The organism is Enemella dayhoffiae, from assembly GCF_002250625.1.
GTDB classification, from domain to species: domain Bacteria; phylum Actinomycetota; class Actinomycetes; order Propionibacteriales; family Propionibacteriaceae; genus Enemella; species Enemella dayhoffiae.
The window spans coordinates 312,861-332,838 of the sequence record NZ_NMVQ01000012.1; the positions used below are offsets into that span (position 1 = coordinate 312,861).

The following is a 19,978-nucleotide window of genomic DNA, read 5'->3' on the forward strand; positions in this document are numbered from 1 at the left end:
TATTGAGATGTGTCGGACCGACCAGGCCACTTTCGTGGCGGCGGTTTCCCGACCGTATCTCGGAAACCTCACAGTGGACGCGTAGCACCTTTGTAGGAACAAGCCCTCGGACTATTAGTATCGGTCAGCTCCATGCGTTGCCGCACTTCCACATCCGACCTATCACCCGGTGGTCTTCCGGGGTCCTTAACTCACAAAGAGTGGGAGCCCTCATCTTGAAGCGTGCTTCCCGCTTAGATGCTTTCAGCGGTTATCACTTCCCAACGTAGCCAACCAGCCGTGCTCTTGGCAGAACAACTGGCACACCAGAGGTTAGTCCGTCCCGGTCCTCTCGTACTAAGGACAGCTCTTCTCAAGACTCCTACGCGCGCAGCGGATAGGGACCGAACTGTCTCACGACGTTCTAAACCCAGCTCGCGTGCCGCTTTAATGGGCGAACAGCCCAACCCTTGGGACCGACTCCAGCCCCAGGATGCGACGAGCCGACATCGAGGTGCCAAACCATGCCGTCGCTATGGACGCTCGGGCAAGATCAGCCTGTTATCCCCGGGGTACCTTTTATCCGTTGAGTGACGGCGCTTCCACGTGCCACCGTCAGATCACTAGTCCCGACTTTCGTCCCTGCTTGAGATGTCTCTCTCACAGTCAAGCTCCCTTGTGCACTTACACTCAAAACCTGATTGCCAACCAGGCTGAGGGAACCTTTGGGCGCCTCCGTTACCTTTTGGGAGGCGACCGCCCCAGTCAAACTACCCATCAGGCACTGTCCCTGATCCGGATAACGGATCTAGGTTAGATAACCAGAGCAACCAGAGTGGTATTTCAACGTTGACTCCACACTCACTGGCGTGAATGCTTCAAAGTCTCCCACCTATCCTACACAAGCTGCACCAATCACCAATACCAAACTATAGTAAAGGTCCCGGGGTCTTTCCGTCCTGCTGCGCGTAACGAGCATCTTTACTCGTAGTGCAATTTCGCCGAGTTCGTGGTGGAGACAGTAGGAAAGTCGTTACTCCATTCGTGCAGGTCGGAACTTACCCGACAAGGAATTTCGCTACCTTAGGATGGTTATAGTTACCACCGCCGTTTACTGGGGCTTAAGTTCAGCGCTTCGCCGAAGCTAACACTTCCCCTTAACCTTCCAGCACCGGGCAGGAGTCAGTCCGTATACATCGTCTTGCGACTTGGCACGGACCTGTGTTTTTAGTAAACAGTCGCTTTCCCCTGGTCTCTGCGACCCTCAACGCTCAGACAGTGAATGTCATCACGAATCAGGTCCCCCTTATTCCGAAGTTACGGGGGTATTTTGCCGAGTTCCTTCACCACGATTATCTCGATCGCCTTGGTATTCTCTACCTAACCACCTGAGTCGGTTTGGGGTACGGGCGGCTCACAAACTCGCTCACGAAGATTTTCTAGGCAGCATAGGATCACTCACTCGGTGGGACGTATCCCACCCAGCCGTCATGTCTCAGGCACATGAGACGCGGATTTGCCTACGTCTCGCCCTACACACTTAGCCCGGGACAACCATCGCCCGGGATGAGCTACCTTCCTGCGTCCCTCCGCAGCTTGCCTAGTACAAGTTTGGGTCACAGAGTCAGTCGCTTCAGTCCGAAGACGTCCACGACCTTCCATGCTTAGCATCACCTGATTCGGCAGGGGCGTTTGTACGCCGGTACGGGAATATCAACCCGTTGTCCATCGACTACGCCTGTCGGCCTCGCCTTAGGTCCCGACTTACCCAGGGCAGATTAGCTTGACCCTGGAACCCTTGGTTATTCGGCGGACGGGTTTCTCACCCGTCATTCGCTACTCATGCCTGCATTCTCACTCGTGTGCTCTCCACGGCTGGGTCACCCCGCCGCTTCGTCGCGCACACGACGCTCCCCTACCCATCCACACACCTGGATCGAAATCAGGTTATTGCGTGAATGCCACAACTTCGGCGGATAGCTTGAGCCCCGCTAAATTGTCGGCGCAGAATCACTTGACCAGTGAGCTATTACGCACTCTTTCAAGGATGGCTGCTTCCAAGCCAACCTCCTGGTTGTCTCCGCAACTCCACATCCTTTTCCACTTAGCTATCGCTTAGGGGCCTTAGTTGGTGATCTGGGCTGTTTCCCTCTCGACAATGAAGCTTATCCCCCACTGTCTCACTGCCGCACTCTCACTTGCCGGCATTCGGAGTTTGGTTAATTTCGGTAAGCTTGTGGGCCCCCTAGACTATCCAGTGCTCTACCTCCGGCAAGAAACATGCGACGCTGCACCTATATGCATTTCGGGGAGAACCAGCTATTACGGAGTTTGATTGGCCTTTCACCCCTATCCACAGCTCATCCCCCCAGTTTTCAACCTAGGTGGGTTCGGTCCTCCACGACGTCTTACCGTCGCTTCAACCTGGCCATGGATAGATCACTCCGCTTCGGGTCTAGAGCACGCCACTGAGTCGCCCTGTTCGGACTCGCTTTCGCTACGGCTACCCCCCACGGGTTAACCTCGCGACGTACCACTAACTCGCAGGCTCATTCTTCAAAAGGCACGCCGTCACCCTTGCGGGCTCCGACGGATTGTAGGCAATCGGTTTCAGGTACTATTTCACTCCCCTCCCGGGGTACTTTTCACCTTTCCCTCACGGTACTTGTCCGCTATCGGTCACCAAGGAGTATTTAGGCTTAGCGGGTGGTCCCGCCGGATTCACACGGAATTTCAGGGGTTCCGTGTTACTTGGGGTGACGCTCGAGAGTGATCATTTTACGACTACAGGGGTGTTACCTTCTGTGCCGCACTATCCCAAAGTGCTTCGTCTTCGATGATCGTTTGTGACTCTCTGACCAGATGACAGCCTGGTCTGAACGGCCCCACAACACCGCAACTGCAACGCCTGTCAGCTATCACACAGATGCGGTTTGGCCTCTTCCGCGTTCGCTCGCCACTACTTACGGAATCACGGTTGTTTTCTTTTCCTATGGGTACTGAGATGTTTCACTTCCCCACGTTCCCTCCCGCTGCCCTATGTGTTCAGGCAGGGGTCGCCGGACATTACTCCGGTTTCTTTCGAGGTTTCCCTATTCGGAGATCCCCGGATCGAAGCTCGTTTACCAGCTCCCCGGGGCTTATCGCAGGTTACAACGTCCTTCATCGGCTCTTGGTGCCTAGGCATCCACCGATTGCCCTTAGTAGCTTGTTGTTACTACAAAGATGCTCGCGTCCACTGTGAAGTTCTCAAGATACGGGCGGTACCAGGACCAGCACCCGTGGGCACTGGCCGGAGGTCCGCAGAAGAGTTGTCGCTGACGCGAACGACCCTTCAGGACCCAACAGCGTGCCTGGGCCGATCCCTCCACCTGACTCTTTCCACTCCGTTGATGTCATCGCTGGTTGTACTTGGGCCGGCTTGTTGAATCGGCTTAATGGTCAATGTTCCACATTCCGTAGCCTGTCCGACCGAGAACGTTCGCCTCGGCATCGGACGCTGGACGATCACTGCGTTGAGTGACCGCCATGGGCTCCTTAGAAAGGAGGTGATCCAGCCGCACCTTCCGGTACGGCTACCTTGTTACGACTTAGTCCTAATTACCAGCCCCACCTTCGACGGCTCCCTCCAAAAGGTTGGGCCACCGGCTTCGGGTGTTGCCGACTTTCATGACTTGACGGGCGGTGTGTACAAGGCCCGGGAACGTATTCACCGCAGCGTTGCTGATCTGCGATTACTAGCGACTCCGACTTCATGGGGTCGAGTTGCAGACCCCAATCCGAACTGAGACTGGCTTTTTGGGATTCGCTAAACCTTGCGGTTTCGCAGCCCTTTGTACCAGCCATTGTAGCATGCGTGAAGCCCTGGACATAAGGGGCATGATGACTTGACCTCATCCCCACCTTCCTCCGAGTTGACCCCGGCAGTCTCCTATGAGTCCCCGGCATTATCCGCTGGCAACATAGGACGAGGGTTGCGCTCGTTGCGGGACTTAACCCAACATCTCACGACACGAGCTGACGACAGCCATGCACCACCTGTATACCGACCTTACGGGGCACCTGTCTCCAGATGTTTCCGGTATATGTCAAACCCAGGTAAGGTTCTTCGCGTTGCATCGAATTAATCCGCATGCTCCGCCGCTTGTGCGGGCCCCCGTCAATTCCTTTGAGTTTTAGCCTTGCGGCCGTACTCCCCAGGCGGGGCACTTAATGCGTTAGCTACGGCACGGATCACGTGGAATGTGACCCACACCTAGTGCCCACCGTTTACGGCGTGGACTACCAGGGTATCTAAGCCTGTTTGCTCCCCACGCTTTCGCTCCTCAGCGTCAGGAAAGTCCCAGAGAACCGCCTTCGCCACCGGTGTTCCTCCTGATATCTGCGCATTCCACCGCTCCACCAGGAATTCCGTTCTCCCCTAACTTCCTCTAGTCTGCCCGTATCGGAAGCAGGCTCAGAGTTAAGCCCTGAGTTTTCACTTCCGACGCGACAGACCGCCTACGAGCTCTTTACGCCCAATAATTCCGGACAACGCTCGGACCCTACGTATCACCGCGGCTGCTGGCACGTAGTTGGCCGGTCCTTCTTCTGCAGGTACCGTCACTTTCGCTTCGTCCCTGCTGAAAGCGGTTTACAACCCGAAGGCCGTCATCCCGCACGCGGCGTTGCTGCATCAGGCTTGCGCCCATTGTGCAATATTCCCCACTGCTGCCTCCCGTAGGAGTCTGGGCCGTATCTCAGTCCCAGTGTGGCCGGTCGCCCTCTCAGGCCGGCTACCCGTCGAAGCCTTGGTGAGCCGTTACCTCACCAACAAGCTGATAGGCCGCGAGCCCATCCTTGACCGCCGGAGCTTTCCACCCCTAAAGATGCCTGAAGGGGTCGTATCCGGTATTAGACGCCCTTTCGAGCGCTTATTCCAGTGTCAAGGGCAGGTTGCTCACGTGTTACTCACCCGTTCGCCACTCGTGTACTCCGAAGAGCCTTACCGTTCGACTTGCATGTGTTAAGCACGCCGCCAGCGTTCGTCCTGAGCCAGGATCAAACTCTCCGTTGAAAACTTCGGTCAACCCGTGGGTCGACCTCAAAATCAACGAGTCTGATTCCTGACAGGATCCATTGCTGGATCTATCAAATAATCAACTCAAAGAAATCCATACTCACTTGACCGAAGTCACCCGAGCACGGGGTTTCTGTGCATATTTGGCATTGACTTTTAAGCACGCTGTTGAGTTCTCAAGTTTCGTTCGCACACCGCGCTCGAATCTTTCGATCCGGGCTTGGGGCAACCCGTATTACTTTACTCTTTCCTTCAGTCGGAGTCAAATCCGCTTCCGTTCCGAGTTCCTTCGGCCGTAGCCTCCGGTTTGCCGCCCGTTCACTTTCGTTTGAGGCGACCTGATCAAGCTTAGATGCTGCGTTTCCCCTTGTCAAACCGGGGATCCGGCGGATTTGCTGCTCCGGGCCAAGACCCTTGGGGCAACTCGATCAATTCTACCGATCCGTCCGTTCCGAGTCAAACTCGGCCTTCCGGGCCAGTCCCCGCACAGCGCTCAGCCGCCGGAACTGATGGGTTCTTGTTGAACGCACATCTGTCCGGTCGTCGTCGAGCCGTGTGGGTACCCACCTGGGCCGGGCCGTGAGAGCCGACTTTCGCCGCTCCCCTGCGTCCCTTGCACCGTCGGGGCTCAGAGAACATTACGCACCGCCCGGCCCGAGGTCAAATCGAGGCGTGGTGGCCCCGATCACACGCCCAGAACGCGCTTCAGCGGCGTACCCGAACCATCCCCACGGTCTTCTTCCCGCGGCGGACAACCGCGTAACGACCGTGCAGCAGATCCGAATCCTGCAGCCGGGCCTCGGCGTCGCTCACCTTCTGGTTGTTCAGGTAGGCCCCGCCCTCGGCGATGGCCCGTCGGGCGGCGCCCTTGGAGTCGACCACCCCGGCCGCCAGCAGTGCGTCCACCACCAGCGGCAACTCGGCGCCGGCAGCCAGTTCCCCTCCGCCGACCTCGCCGGCCACCTGGGCGAGCGTGCCCTCCGGCAGCTCGGCCAGCTCACTGCGGCCGAACAACGCCGCGGCAGCGGCCTCGGCGGCCTTCCGCTCGGCCTCCCCGTGCACCAGGTCGGTGATGTCGTCGGCCAGCGCCCGCTGGGCCGCCCGCTGCCACGCCTCCTCGGCCGTCTGCCGGGCCAGGTCCTCGATCTCCTCGCGCGAACGCGGGCTGAACACCTTGAGGTACTCGACCACCTTGGCGTCCTCGGCGTTCAGGAAGTACTGGTGGAAGGCGTACGGGCTGGTCAACTCGGCGTCCAGCCAGATGGTGCCGGACTCGGTCTTGCCGTATTTCGTGCCGTCGGCCTTGGTCAGCAAGGGCGTGACCAGACCGTGTACGCCGGCCCGTTCGGTCCGCCGGATGTAGTCGATGCCGGCGGTGATGTTGCCCCACTGGTCCTGGGCACCCGTCTGCAGGGTGCAGCCGTGCCGTTTGTACAACTCGTGGTAATCCAACGACTGCAGCAGCACGTAACTGAACTCGGTGTAGGAGATGCCGCTGTCCAACCGCCGGGCGACCACGTCGCGGTCCAGCATCCGGTTGATCGAGAAGTGCTTGCCGACGTCGCGCAGGAAGTCGAGGGTGGACAGCTCGGCGGTCCAGTCGTAGTTGTTCACGAAGCGCACCGGGTTGGGCCCGTCCAGCTCGACAAAGCGGCTCATCTGCTCGCGCAACCGCTCCACCCAGCCGGCCACCACTTCCTTGCCGTTCATCACCCGCTCCCCGGCCTGCTTCGGGTCACCGATCAACCCGGTCGACCCGCCCACCAGCAGCAACGGGTGATGCCCGCCGGCGTGCAGCGCCCGGACGACCATCAGCTGCACCAGGTGGCCGATGTGCAGGCTGGGTGCGGTTGGGTCGAACCCGACATAGCTGGTCACCGGTCCGGCGTCCAGGTGCGCCGACAGCGCCTCCCGGTCGGTCGAGTCGGCCACCAGGCCCCGCCACAGCAGTTCATCCAGCACACGGTTCACGGCCTCCACCCTAGCGAGACCCGGCCCGGTGGCAGGATCTCGACCATGCTGCAGAACCTGCCCCACAACTCGCCTCGGACCGCGAGCAGCTGGCGGCGAGCGAGCGTCCGGCCGTGCGGCTCACCGTGCACGACGAGCCCCCGGCGTAGGCCTGGTCCAGCCAGCTGGGCGGAATCCCCTACTGGCTGCCCGGTGATCGCTGGCCGACCGGTTTCGACGTCGGCCACGACCGCCCAATCCGGCTGCCCTGGTTGGGTCAGCTGAACCTCGGCGAGCTCCCGGCCCTGCCGGGTTTCCCGAGCAGCGGATTGCTGCAGTGCTGGGTGCCGCTGGAGCGCTATCGCGGTCACGACCTCGTCTGCCACGTGCGGCATCGCCCGATCAGCGACCCCTCGGCGGTCCTGGTCGACGACCCCGCCCTGGGCCTGGACGACCGCCGGCTGATCAGCGACCCCACCGGCCCCGCCATCACCGGGGAGCTGGTTCGACAGCTGTGGTCACCCAGCAGTCGCGAGTTCACCGACCTGGCAGAGGCCGACGTCTCGCGGTGCGCCGGCTCCACCACGAGCTCGCCTGCTGAGTTCGGCCCTACTCGACCGCCTCGGCAGCCCACTCGGTCGCCTCCCGGCACCGTTCCCGGACGGCGGCGAGCTGTTCGCGGACCCGTCCGGTGGCGGTGCCGCCGCGGCCGTTGCGGCTGTCGATCGAGCCGCGCACGGAGAGCACCTCGAGCACGCCGGCGGCGAGCTCGGGCGCGATCTGGGGCAGGTCATCGGCGGTCAGCTCGGACAGCTCGATCCCCCGCCGTTCGCAGTGTCGCACCGCGGCTCCGGCCACCTCGTGCGCGTGGGCGAAGGGGACGCGTTGGCGTACCAGCCAGTCGGCGACGTCGGTGGCGAGGGAGAATCCCTTGGGTGCCAGGGATTCCATCCGTTCGGGGTGGAAGGTGAGGGTGCCCAGCATCCCCGCCATCGCCGGCAGCAGCACCCGCAACTGGTCGATGGTGTCGAAGACGGGTTCCTTGTCCTCCTGCAGATCCCGGTTGTACGCCAACGGGAGACCCTTCAGGGTGGTCATCAACCCGGTCAGGTTGCCGATGAACCGGCCGGCCTTGCCGCGGGCCAGCTCGGCGACGTCGGGGTTCTTCTTCTGCGGCATGATGCTCGAGCCGGTGGACCAGGCGTCGTCGAGGGTGGCGAACCCGAACTCGACGGTCGACCAGACGATCACCTCCTCGGCGATCCGGGAGAGGTCCACCCCCACCTGGGCGAGCACGTATGCCGCCTCCGCGACCAGGTCGCGGGCGGCGGTCCCGTCGATCGAATTCTCCACCGAGGTGGCGAATCCGAGCTCGGCGGCGACCAGCTGCGGGTCCAGGCCCAGCGAGGTGCCGGCCAACGCGGCCGACCCGTAGGGGCTGACCGCGAGTCGACGATCCAGGTCCTGCATCCGCTGCACGTCGCGCAGCAACGGCCAGGCGTGCGCCAGCAGGGCGTGCGAGAGCAGCACCGGCTGGGCTGACTGCAGGTGGGTACGCCCCGGCATCACCGTGGGGTGCTCCACCGCGGGTGGCTGGCCACCGACCGGGTCGCCGAGGTGGCGGGTCGCCTGCCCGATCAGGGATTCCACGACCTCGGCCACTCCCGCCGCCAGGGCGCGCAGTTCCTCGCGCAGGTACAACCGCACGAGGGTCGCGATCTGGTCGTTGCGTGAGCGCCCCGCACGCAGCCGGCCACCGAGCTCGGCACCGACCCGCTCGATCAGGATCCGTTCCAGGGCACCGTGCACGTCCTCATCGGTCTCCGCCGGACCGATGGGCCGACCACCGTCTCGGGCCGGGTCGACGACGTCGGCCAGCAGCCCGGCCAGCGCCCCGCGCAACCGGTCGTGCTCGTCGTCGGTGAGCAGCTCGGCGGCGTGCAACGCCTTGGCGTGGGCCAGGGAGCCGAGCAGGTCGTGCCGCGCCAGTCGCCAGTCGAACTGGGTGGAGCGGCTGAGCGCGAACATCGCCTCGGCCGGGCCACCGGCGAAGCGGCCTCCCCAGAGTCGTCCTTCACCGGTGCCGGAGTTGTCGTTCATGGCGGTCAATCTAGTGACTCCTTGAGGTCTGCCGTGGCGCCCTCGGCGGCCAGGGTGAGCATCCGCTCGGCCAGCTCGGCCCCACCCTGCGGGTCGCGGGTGATCACCAGGACGGTGTCGTCGCCGGCGATGCTGCCCAGGATGGCGGGCCAGGCGGCGCGGTCGATGGCCGAGGCGAAATATTGCGCCGCGCCTGGCGGCGTACGCAGCACGACCAGGTTGGCCGACGCCTCGGCGGCGACCAGCACCTCGCCGGCCAGCCGCGCCAACCGGTGCTCGGCGGCGCGCGATTCCCCGGCCACCGCGCTGCGGTCACCGCCCTCTCCGGGGACGGCGTACACCAACTGGCCGCCACTGGAGCGGATCCGGGTGGCGCCGAGCTCGAGCAGGTCCTTTGACAGGGTGCCCTGGCTGACCCGGATCCCGCGCTCGGCCAACAGCTCACCCAGCTCGGTCTGCGAGCGGACCAGCCCCGCGCTGATCAGCTCACCGATCGCCGACTGCCTGGCCGCCTTGGTCATCACCGCACTCATCGCGCGCGATCCCCACTCTGCAGCAGGAAGGCGAGCAACGCCTTCTGAGCGTGCCGCCGATTCTCGGCCTCGTCGAACACCACCGAGCGTGGCCCCTCGAGCACCGACGCCTCGATCTCCTTACCGCGATAGGCCGGCAGGCAGTGCATCACGATGGCGTCCGAATCGGCACCGGAGACCAACGTCTCGGTCACCGAATAGGGCGCGAATGCCTGCACCCGTTCGGAATCCTGGCCCTCCTGCCCCATCGACACCCAGGTGTCGGTGCACACCACGTCGGCCCCGGAGACCGCTTCGGTGGCCGAGTCGGTGACCAGGATCGAGCCGCCGGTGCGGTCAGCGATCGCTTCGGCGCGCGTCAGCACCTCGGCCGCCGGGTGATAGTCCGCCGGGGCGCCGATCCGCACCCGCATGCCGGCCAGTGCGCCGGCGAGCAGATAGGAGTTGGCCATGTTGTTGGCCCCGTCGCCGACGTACGCGAAGCTCAACCCCTGCAGGGATCCCTTGTGCTCGATGATCGTCTGCCAGTCGGCGAGCACCTGGCACGGGTGATAGTCGTCGGTGAGGGCGTTGATCACCGGCACCGAGGACGCCGCCGCCATCTCCTCGATCCGCTGCTGGGGTCCGGTCCGCCAGACGATCGCGGCGACGTGCCGGGAGAGCACCCGGGTCACATCGGGGATGGTCTCCCGGACCCCCACCCCGGCCAGCCGTCCGTCAACCAGCATGGGGTTTCCGCCGAGCTCGGCGATGGCCGCGTGAAAGGACACCTGGGTGCGCAGGGTGGGCTTGTCGGTGAGCACGGCGACCGAACGCGGACCCTCCAGCGGACGGAACCCGAACGGGTCCTGCTTCATCCGCGCAGACAGGTCCAGCACCTCGGCCTGTTCGGCGGCGCTGAGGTCGTCGTCGGCCAGGAAGTGCTTCGGTTGCTCGGTCATCCACGGCTCCGTTCCAGGATGGCGGGCAGCGCGTCCACGAAGGAGTCCAGCTGCTCGGCGGTCAGGTTGAGCGGCGGCGCGAGCCGCAGCACGTTCGGGCGCGGGGCGTTGATCACGAACCCTGCCTCCAGCGCGGTCTCATAGCAGGCCGGCGCGATCTCGGCGGTCAGCTCTATGCCGCGCAACAGCCCGCGGCCGCGGACGCCGGCCACCAGCGGGTGGTCCAGTTCATCGACCCGCTGCTCCAGGTGGTCGCCGAGGCGGCGTACCGAAGCGAGCAGCTCGTCGCGCTCGATCACCTGCAGCACGGCCAATCCGGCGATCGCGGCGACCGGGTTGCCGCCGAAGGTGGTGCCGTGCGAACCGGGCTGCAGCAGCTCGGCCGCCGCCCCGGTCGCCACGCAGGCGCCGATCGGGAACCCGTTGCCGAGCCCCTTGGCCAGGGTGACCACGTCGGCCACCACACCCTCGTGCTGGCTGGCCAACCAGTGCCCGGTGCGTCCGATTCCGGTCTGCACCTCGTCGAACCAGAGCAGGGAACCGTGCTCGCGGGTCAGCTCCCGAGCCCGCCGCAGATAACCGTCGGGGGGAACCACCACGCCGTTCTCACCCTGGATCGGCTCGATCACCACCGCCGCCACCGTGTCGTCGATCGCCGCGGCCAGCGCCTCGGCATCCCCGTAGGGGACGAAGGTGACCTCGCCGGGCAGCGGTTCGAACGGCTCGCGATACTTCGGGTTGTGGGTGAGCGCCAGCGCGCCCATCGAGCGGCCGTGGAAGGCGCCCTCCATCGAGATGATCCGGGTCCGCCCGGTGCGCCGGCTGAGCTTGAACGCCGCCTCGTTGGCCTCGGTGCCGGAGTTGGTGAAGAACACCTTGGCGGGCTGCCCCGAGTCACCGGCGACGATCGCGGAAAGCCGTTCGGCCAGAGCGATCTGGGCCGGCGTGGCGAAGAAGTTCGACACGTGACCCAGCGTCGCCAGCTGCGAGGTGATCGCCGCCAGCACCGTCGGGTGGGCGTGGCCGAGCGCGTTCACCGCCAGCCCGCCGAGCAGGTCGAGATAGCGCTTGCCCTCGCTGTCCCAGACGTGGGCACCCTCGCCGCGGACGAAGACCCGCTTCGGCGGCCCGAACGTGTTCATGATCGCGTGCTGATAGCGCTCGACCAGCTCCGGCTGGTGCCCCTGCGGCAGGGTTGCGGAGAGCTCGGTCATCAGGATTTCCCTTCGCTGGCGTCGTTTGCGACACGGTCGGCGATCACCTGGGTGCCGACGCCGGCGTTGGTGAAGATCTCCAGCAACAGCGCGTGCGGCACGCGGCCGTCGAGCACGGTGGCCCGGCTCAGCCCGCCCTCGACGGCGGCCAGGCAGGCCTCCATCTTGGGCACCATGCCTGACTGCAGGGTCGGCAGCATCTCCCGCAGCTCGCTGGCGGTGATGCCGGTGATGATCTCGGGATCCTCGGGCCAGTTGCGATAGAGCCCGGCCACGTCGGTCAGCACGACCAGCTTCTCCGCGCCCAGCGCGACCGCCAGGGCGGCGGCCGCGGTGTCGGCGTTCACGTTGTGCACGGTGCCGTCCTCGTCGGGGGCGACGGTCGCCACCACCGGGATCCGTCCGGCCTCCATCAGGTCACGAACCGCCTCGGGCCGGACCTGGCTGACCTCGCCGACGAGTCCGAGGTCGACGTCCTCCCCGTCCAGCAACAGCCCCTTGCGGGTCGCGGTGAACAACCCGGCGTCCTCGCCGGAGAGTCCCACCGCGAGCGGGCCATGTCCGTTGACCAGGCCGACCAGTTCGCGGTTCACCTGCCCCATCAGCACCATCCGGACGACGTCCATCGCGGCCGGGGTGGTCACCCGCAGCCCGCCGCGGAATTCGGAGTCGATGTCGAGGCGCTTGAGCATCGACGAGATCTGCGGGCCGCCCCCGTGCACGACGACCGGTTGTACGCCGCAGCGGCGCAGGAAGACGATGTCCTCGGCGAAGGCGCGTTTCAGCTCGTCGTCGATCATCGCGTTGCCGCCATATTTGATCACGATCGTCGCGCCGGCATAGTCGTTCAGCCAGGGCAGCGCCTCCGCCAGCACGGCCGCCTTCTCGCGGGGGCCGAGGCCGGCGGGGGTCGCCTCGTTGGGCTCACTCATGTCGAATACTCCGCGTTCTCCTTGACGTAGTCGTAGGTCAGGTCGTTGGTCCACACGGTGGCGGTGTGCTCCCCCGCGTGGAGGTCGACCAGCACGTGCACCGCGCGTTCGCTCAGGTCCACCAGGGATCGGTCCTCCCCGATCCCACCGGCCCGGCACACCATCACCTGGTTGAAGCTGACGTCGATCTCGTCCGGGTCGAAGGCCGCGTCGGTGGTGCCGAGTGCGGCCAGCGCCCTGCCCCAGTTGGGATCGCGACCGAAGATGGCGCACTTGAACAGGTTGCTGGAGGTGATCGCGCGGCCGACGGTCAGCGCATCCGCCTCACTGGCCGCCCCGACCACCTCGACGGCGATGTCGTGGGCGGCCCCCTCGGCGTCGGAGAGCAGTTGCTGACCCAGGTCGTGGCAGACCGCGGTGACGGCGGCCGTCAGGTCGTCCAGGGCCACCGGCACCCCGGAGGCGCCGGAGGCGAGCAGCAGCACGGTGTCGTTGGTGGACATGCAGCCGTCGGAGTCGAGCCGGTCGAAGGTGACCCGGGTGGCCGCGGAAAGCGAGCGCTGCAACGAATCGGCGTCGACGACGGCGTCGGTGGTGAGCACCACGAGCATGGTCGCCAGCCCGGGAGCCAGCATGCCCGCGCCCTTGGCCATCCCACCGACCGACCAGCCCTCGCCCCGCCAGACGGCCTGCTTGGCGACGGTGTCGGTGGTCATGATCGCGGTGGCAGCGTCCGCCCCACCATCGGGGGACAGTGCACCTGCTGCGGTCGGGATCGCGGTGCGCAGCTTGTCCATCGGCAGGCGTACACCGATCAGCCCGGTCGAGCAGACGGCCACCTCGGTCGGCGCGCAGCCCACCGCCGCGCCGGTCAGCTCGGCCATCTCGACCGCGTCGGCATGACCCGGCTGACCGGTGCAGGCGTTGGCGCCGCCGGAGTTGAGCACCACCGCGCGCAGTGACCCGTCGCACACCTCGCGGGACCACCGCACCGGGGCGGCCTGCACCCGGTTGCGGGTGAACACCGCGGCGGCGGCCGAGCTCGGGCCGAGGTTGTGCACCAGGGCCAGGTCGGGGCGGCCGGAGGCCTTCAGTCCGGCGGTGCCGCCGGAGGCCGCAAAACCTGCTGGGGCGGTGATTCCGCTGCTCACGGGGCGACTCCGATCCTGGGCAGGCCGGTGGTCTCGTCGAGACCGAGGGCGAGGTTCATGCACTGGATGGCACCACCGGCGGTGCCCTTGGTCAGGTTGTCCAGGGCGACCACGGCGATCAGGCGCCCCGCGGTACGGTCAACGGTCACCTGCAGCTGCACGCTGTTGCTGCCGACGACTCCCTGGGTCTGCGGCCACTGCCCTTCGGGCAGCAGGTGCACGAACGGCTCGTCGGCGTACGCCCGCTGGTAGGCATCGCGGACGTCGGCCCCAAGCTCGATCCCGTCGGCCAGCGGGGCGGTGCAGGTGGCCAGGATCCCCCGGCTCATCGGCACCAGCACCGGGGTGAACGACAGCGTCGGTTCGGAAGCACCGAGCAGCCGCAGGTTCTGCAGGATCTCGGGGGTGTGCCGGTGTCCCCCGCCCACCCCGTAGGCGCTGGCCGAGCCCATCAGCTCTGCACCGAGCAGGTGCGGCTTGAGCGCCTTTCCCGCCCCCGACGGGCCGGAGGCGGCGACCACCACCACGTCGTGGCCGTCGATCAGCCCGGCAGTGACGGCGGGCAGCAGTCCCAGGGTGACCGAGGTCGGATAGCACCCGGGCACGGCGATCCGGTGGCTGCGCGCCAGCCGGTGCCGCTGCTCGGGCAGCTCGGGCAGGCCATAGGGCCAGGAACCGGCGTACGCGCTGCCATAGAACTGCTGCCAGGCCTCGGCGTCGGTGAGCCGGAAGTCGGCCCCGCAGTCGATGACCAGGGTGTCCTCGCCGAGCTGTTCGGCGATCGGGCCGGAGGTGCCGTGCGGCAGGGCGAGGAAGACCACGTCGTGCCCGGCCAGGGTGTCGGCGGTGGTGGGCAGGATCTCCCGGTCGGCCAGCGGCCACAGGTGGGGCTGGTGTTCCCCGAGCCGGCTGCCGGCGCTGCCGCCAGCGGTCAGCGCTCCGATCTCCACCGCGGGGTGCTCCAGCAGCAGGCGCAGCACCTCACCGCCCGCATATCCCGTGCATCCGGCGACGGCCACTCTGAAAACCATGGGCATAACCATGCCACACCTGGAATAACTAATCCATACGCCGTGCCCCTTTTGCGACTCCCGCTGAACGCCGAACATGCGCACTTCTTGTAGAACATCAGCGATTCCCGCAGGGTACGCCAGCTCTGCTGGCCGAGGGCGCCATCGGCGGTGAGTCGATGATTGGTCTGAAAGCGGGTCAGCGCCGCCACGTCCCCGGTCTCCAGCACCCCGTTCGGACTCACCCCGTCATAACCCAGCGCGACCTGCCCGGGCGGCTGAATCTCCCGGCCTCCGGGCCGGTCGCGGCCTAGGATTCGGCCATGGAGGAGTCCGAACGGGAGCGCACCGAGGCGCTGGCCGCGCTGCTGTCGGCCGAGGACACCGGCATCCAGAACGCCGGCCAGACCTCGATGGCGTTGATCGGGGTGATCGCGGCCTATCTGCCGGTGTCGCTGTTCGCGGTCTATCAGGGCTATGGCAAGGAGATCCTGGCCTATCTGCCGCTGCCGGTGGTGCTGCTGATGTTCTTCCAGATGGTGCAGACCGCGGCCACCTCGCGCCGGGCCCGTTCGGCGGCGATCGTGGAGCGCGAGCTGGTGCTGGTGGCCGGGCTCGACCAGCCGTACGCCGAGGGTCGGCTCGGCACCCCGGCACGCAACCCGATCGTCAACCCGTATGCGATCATCGCCCAGCGCGGCGACCGGTGGATCTCCCGCTATGTGGCTGCCGTGTTGCCGTTTCTGGGGTTGTATGCGATCGGGATCGCCTACACCTGGTTCCTGTGCTCCGAGGCCGGCCGGCTCAACCCGGACTATCCGACCCGCACCTGGGCGGTGATCGTGCCGGTGCTGCTCAATCTGGTGCTGTGGTCGGTGTTCGCCGACAGCGCGATGAGCTATTTCACCCCGCGCTACAAGATCAACATCTGGGTGCCGATGGCCGGGCTGGCCGGCATCTGGCTGCAGTCACGGCAGCCGGACGACCCGACCCCGGCCTGGCTCTATTTCAGCGTGCTGAGCGCGGCCATGATCACCTTCGCCGCGCTCACCAGGCCGACGAAGTGGCGGGGGCACGACGTGATCGCGCGCGCCGGTGTGGCCGGAATCATCGTGTCCGCGTTGGGTTTCTGGGTTGCGGTGTTCCCGGTCGCGGGTTTCGGGGAGCACGAGTCGAGCGTCTGGGCCAACGTGTCGATGCACATCGTGGCACCGATCGTGACGCTGCTGGCGATCTGGTATCGGCGTACGCCGTTGACCCCGCTCCGGTGGAGCCGGGTCGGCCTGGTTCTGCTGTTCCCATTGGGTTATGGCGCGTTTCTGCTGGTGTCCCGAGCGCTGTGGGGTACGCCGATCCCCTACGCCTTTCTCAACCCGGAGCGCTCCAGCGTCGGCTCGACCATCGTCACCTGCGTGTTGACGCTGATCGTGTCGTTCCTGGTCGCCACGGCCGAGCGGATCGCGTTGGCGATCCGGCCGCGGCACGGCATCGAATAGCCGTGCCACGGCAGGAGATCCTACGTCAGGAGCGCAGCACCGCCCCGCAGGATTCTCTCGCGGCGGCGACCGCGGCGTCGCGGGCCTGGGCCGCCTCGGCGTCCTTCAGCGTTCGCCCGACGGCCCGGAAGCGCAGGGCGTACGCCAGCGACTTCCTGCCCTCGGGGATCTGGTCGCCGGTGTAGATGTCGAACAGTCGTATCGACTCGAGCAGTTCGCCGGCCCCTCGCACCAGGGCGGCCTGCACGTCGGCGGCGGCCACGTCGGCGGGCACGACCAGGGCCACGTCCTCCTTGGCCACCGGATAGCTGGACAGCGGTGCGATCACCCCGGGGCCGGGGAGCGCCGCGAGCAGGGCGTCGAGGTCCAGCTCGATCGCCGCGGCACCCGCGGAGAGCCCGAATTCCTTGACCACGTTGGGATGCAGTTCACCGGCATGTCCGACGACCACGTCGTCCAGCACCAGCTCGGCGCACCGTCCCGGGTGGAACGGTGCCTGCTGACCCGCCCGCCGCCGCACGGGTACGCCGAGGGTGCGGGCGAGTGCGTCGACGATGCCCATCGCGTGCCGCCAGCCGACCGGTTCGGCCGCACCGTCCCAGCGCTGCGGCAGCCAGGACCCCTGGAGCAGCACGCCGAGGTGCCGCGGCTGGGCCGGAATGGCGTCGTTCAAGGCGGCCCACTCGCTGTCGGTGGGACGCCGATCGACTGGAGGCATTGGGGCGGGGCGTCCGTCACCGGCGCGGAACACCGAGCCCAGCTCGAAGATGGCCACGTCGTCGAGGCCACGGCTGAGGTTGCGCGCGGCGGCGGCGAGCAGCCCCGGCAGGGTGGTGGTACGCAGGAACGGACTGGTCTCGGCCAACGGGTTGGCCAGGCGTACCTGGGCCCGGCGCGGATCGTCGGCGCCGAGGCCGAGCCGGTCGAGGTCGGCGGTGGCCTGGAAGGGGAAGGTGAGCACCTCGACCAGACCGAGATCGGCCAGTGTCGTGGTGACGGCGCGGCGGCCCCGCTGACCGGCGGTCAGCCCGCGACCGCCGGGGGCGGGCGGCACCAGCCCGACGATCCGGTCCAGCCCGACCTTCTGGCCGACCTCCTCGACGTAGTCGTAGGGGTCACGCAGGTCGGGCCGCCAGCTCGGCGGGGTGACCCGCAGCTGGTCGCCGTCACGCTGCACGTCGATCCCGGCGCCGGTGAGCGCCTCGACCACCGTGTCGGCCGAGACGGGCATGCCCAGGATCTTCTCGGGCAGGTCGACGGGCAGGGTGCAGCCGGGCAGCGGGGGCACCTCGCCGACCACGGTGACCCGCTCGTCGACGGTGCCGCCGCCGAGCTCGGCCAGCAGTTGCCCCGCGCGCAGCACCCCGGCATAGGTGGCCGCCGGGTCGACGCCGCGTTCGAAGCGGCGCGAGGCCTCCGAGGGCAGCTTGTGCCCGCGCGAGCTGCGCGAGATCGTGGCCGGGTCGAAGTAGGCACCCTCGATCACCACGTTTCGGGTCTGGTCGGAGAGCTCGGTGCTGGCCCCGCCCATCACCCCCGCCAGGCCGATCGGCCCGGAATCGTCGGTGATCACCAGGTCGTCGGGGCCGAGGGTGCGGACCTGGTCGTCCAGGGTGGTCACGGTCTCCCCCGCCCGGGCCGCCCGGACGACGATGTCGCCGGAGAGCCTGTCGGCGTCATAGCCGTGCAGGGGGCGCCCCAACTCGACCATCACGTAGTTGGTGATGTCGACCGCCAGCGAGATGGAGCGGATCCCGGACTGGGTGATCCGGCGCTTCAGCCACGCCGGGCTGGACCGTGTGGGGTCGAAGCCGGTGACCCGCAGGGCGACGAACTGCGAGCAGCGCGGGTCGGCCAGGCGTACGCCGACGCTCCCCTGCTGCGGGTCGCCGAATTCCTGCACCGGATCGGTGAACGCCACGTCGAACGACTGCGCCAGCTCGCGGGCCAGACCGCGGATCGACAGGCAGTGCGGCATGTCCGGGGTGATCTCCAGCTCGAAGATGACCTCGTCGGCCCCGAGCAGCGGCATCGCCGGCTGCCCGACCTGGGGATCTCCTTCCAGCACGATGATTCCGTCGGTCCCGTCCTCGGGCAGCCCGAGCTCGGTGGCCGAGCAGATCATCCCGTCGGAGACGTGACCGTAGGTCTTGCGGGCGGCGATCTCGAACCCTCCGGCCAGCACCGCGCCCGGCAGCGAGACCACGACGTGGTCTCCGACGCCGAAATTGTGTGCCCCACAGACGATCCCGCGACCGGGCTGATCGGGTGGGTTGTGCGCGCCGACGTCGACGGTGCACCAGTTGATCGTCTTTCCGTTCTTCTGCGGCTCGGGGTTGACCTCGAGCACGCGCCCGACGACGACCGGTCCGCTCACCTCGGTGCCGGCCTGGACGCCCTCGACCTCGATACCGGCGCGGATGAACGCCTCGCGCAGGGCGGGCACGTCGACATCGGCGGGTAGCTCGACGAACTCGCGGAGCCAGGACAGCGGGGCCTTCATCGAGCGATCCCTTCAAGAGAACGAGAAAAGCGGAGGTCACCCTCGACCATGTCGCGCAGGTCGGTGGCGCCGTTGCGGAACATCACGCCACGGTCGATGCCCATACCGAAGGCGAATCCGGAATAGACCTCGGGGTCGACGCCGCAGGCGATCAGCACGCGCGGGTTGACCACGCCGCAGCCGCCCCACTCGATCCACCCCTCGCCGCCGCAGGTGCGGCAGCCGCGGTCGGTGCCGCGGCAGACGAAGCACTGCAGGTCGACCTCGGCGCTCGGCTCGGTGAACGGGAAGAAGTGCGGCCGGAACCGGGTGGTCACCCCGCCGAACAGCTCGCTGGCCAGGTGGTCCAGGGTGCCCTTGAGATGCGCCATCGAGATCCCCTTGTCCACCACCAGTCCCTCGACCTGGTGGAAGACCGGCAGGTGCGTAGCGTCGAACTCGTCGGCGCGATACACCTTGCCGGGGCAGGCGATGTAGACCGGCAGCTCCCGGGTGAGCAGGGCACGCGCCTGCACCGGGGAGGTGTGCGTACGCATCACCAGGTGGTGCTCGGGCGGGTCGACGAACAGGGTGTCCTGCAGATAGCGGGCCGGGTGATCAGGCGGAAAGTTCAGCGCGTCGAAGTTGAGCCACTCGCTCTCCAGCTCGGGGCCCTCGGCGATCTCCCAGCCCATCGCGACGAAGATGTCACTGACCAGATCCATCATCCCGGTGATCGGGTGGATCGCCCCGCGCGGGGTGAGCTCGACCGGCAGGGTGACGTCCACCGTCTCGGTGGCGAGCCGGTGCTCGAGCTCGGCGGCGGCCAGTTCCCCCTCGCGCGCCTTGAGTGCCTGGCCCACCCGCCCGCGGGCCTGCCCGATCCGCTTGCCGGCGTCCTTGCGCGCCTGCGGCGGCAGGGCGCCGATCTCCCGGTTGGCCAGGGCCAGCGGGGAGCGTTCACCGGTGTGCTCGATCCGCACCTGCTTCAGCTCGGCGCTGCTGCCGGCCGCGGCGATGGCGGCCAGCGCGTCGGTGACGAACTGGTCGACCTGCTCGGCCTCCAGCGGTGTCACCTGGACTGGATCGAAGTTGGTGTTCGGCCCGGACATGGGCTCCCCTCGGTTCGGC

Annotated in this window: 11 protein-coding genes, 2 rRNA genes and 1 pseudogene; 2 read left to right on the forward strand and 12 right to left on the reverse strand. The window is 66.5% G+C overall.

All coding sequences use genetic code 11. The features are described 5' to 3' along the window. Nucleotides 1–94: 94 nt before the first annotated feature. From CGZ93_RS09465 to tyrS, 3 genes are all read right to left on the reverse strand, one after another. Nucleotides 95–3,193 (reverse strand): 23S ribosomal RNA (locus CGZ93_RS09465). A 327-nt stretch (nucleotides 3,194–3,520) separates the two neighbouring features. Continuing rightward, nucleotides 3,521–5,035 (reverse strand): 16S ribosomal RNA (locus tag CGZ93_RS09470). Together the 16S and 23S rRNA genes form the textbook arrangement of a ribosomal RNA operon. A 708-nt stretch (nucleotides 5,036–5,743) precedes the next feature. After that, a complete protein-coding gene (tyrS, locus tag CGZ93_RS09475) occupies nucleotides 5,744–7,009 on the reverse strand; it encodes a tyrosine--tRNA ligase (RefSeq protein WP_094363859.1) in 1,266 nt (421 codons plus the stop codon). Nucleotides 7,010–7,173: 164 nt separating this feature from the next. Between tyrS and CGZ93_RS20065 the strand changes: the two are divergent. After that, a pseudogene (locus tag CGZ93_RS20065) lies at nucleotides 7,174–7,332 on the forward strand (DUF1963 domain-containing protein); the annotation flags it as partial. A 265-nt stretch (nucleotides 7,333–7,597) separates the two neighbouring features. Here CGZ93_RS20065 and argH read toward each other — a convergent pair. From argH to argC, 7 genes are read right to left on the reverse strand one after another with little or no spacing between them, the layout of a single operon-like run. Beyond that, nucleotides 7,598–9,088 carry an argininosuccinate lyase gene (gene argH, locus CGZ93_RS09485; RefSeq protein ID WP_094363860.1) on the reverse strand — a complete coding sequence of 497 codons (1,491 nt, stop codon included), beginning with the start codon at nucleotides 9,086–9,088 and terminating at the stop codon, nucleotides 7,598–7,600. A 5-nt stretch (nucleotides 9,089–9,093) separates the two neighbouring features. Further along, nucleotides 9,094–9,621, reverse strand: coding sequence for an arginine repressor (locus tag CGZ93_RS09490; protein WP_094363861.1), 528 nt, complete (start codon nucleotides 9,619–9,621; stop codon nucleotides 9,094–9,096). Then, a complete protein-coding gene (argF, locus tag CGZ93_RS09495) occupies nucleotides 9,618–10,562 on the reverse strand; it encodes an ornithine carbamoyltransferase (protein ID WP_094363862.1) in 945 nt (314 codons plus the stop codon). The genes CGZ93_RS09490 and argF overlap by 4 nt, the downstream gene beginning before the upstream one ends. Then, the gene (locus CGZ93_RS09500) at nucleotides 10,559–11,776 is read right to left on the reverse strand and encodes an acetylornithine transaminase (protein WP_094363863.1); all 1,218 of its coding nucleotides are present in this window, start codon (nucleotides 11,774–11,776) and stop codon (nucleotides 10,559–10,561) included. Before CGZ93_RS09500 ends, argF begins: the two co-directional genes overlap by 4 nt. Then, nucleotides 11,776–12,708 (reverse strand): acetylglutamate kinase, encoded by a 933-nt coding sequence (gene argB, locus CGZ93_RS09505; protein WP_094363864.1) that lies wholly within the window; start codon nucleotides 12,706–12,708, stop codon nucleotides 11,776–11,778. Before argB ends, CGZ93_RS09500 begins: the two co-directional genes overlap by 1 nt. Then, nucleotides 12,705–13,859: a bifunctional glutamate N-acetyltransferase/amino-acid acetyltransferase ArgJ gene (argJ, locus tag CGZ93_RS09510; protein WP_094363865.1), complete on the reverse strand. Its 1,155-nt coding sequence runs from the start codon at nucleotides 13,857–13,859 to the stop codon at nucleotides 12,705–12,707. The genes argB and argJ overlap by 4 nt, the downstream gene beginning before the upstream one ends. Continuing rightward, entirely contained in the window at nucleotides 13,856–14,890 is a 1,035-nt protein-coding gene (argC, locus tag CGZ93_RS09515) for an N-acetyl-gamma-glutamyl-phosphate reductase (RefSeq protein WP_094363866.1), read from the reverse strand. Before argC ends, argJ begins: the two co-directional genes overlap by 4 nt. A 302-nt stretch (nucleotides 14,891–15,192) precedes the next feature. On the opposite strand from argC, the gene CGZ93_RS09520 reads away from it, so the two are divergent. After that, the gene (locus tag CGZ93_RS09520) at nucleotides 15,193–16,365 is read left to right on the forward strand and encodes a Pr6Pr family membrane protein (protein ID WP_094363867.1); all 1,173 of its coding nucleotides are present in this window, start codon (nucleotides 15,193–15,195) and stop codon (nucleotides 16,363–16,365) included. Between the two features lie 25 nt (nucleotides 16,366–16,390). Here CGZ93_RS09520 and pheT read toward each other — a convergent pair whose 3' ends face one another. Both pheT and pheS read right to left on the reverse strand, forming a co-directional pair. Continuing rightward, a complete protein-coding gene (gene pheT / locus CGZ93_RS09525; protein WP_094363868.1) occupies nucleotides 16,391–18,868 on the reverse strand; it encodes a phenylalanine--tRNA ligase subunit beta in 2,478 nt (825 codons plus the stop codon). Next, nucleotides 18,865–19,959, reverse strand: a complete 1,095-nt coding sequence (gene pheS, locus CGZ93_RS09530; RefSeq protein ID WP_094363869.1) for a phenylalanine--tRNA ligase subunit alpha — start codon at nucleotides 19,957–19,959, stop codon at nucleotides 18,865–18,867. The genes pheT and pheS overlap by 4 nt, the downstream gene beginning before the upstream one ends. Between the last annotated feature and the right edge of the window lie 19 nt (nucleotides 19,960–19,978).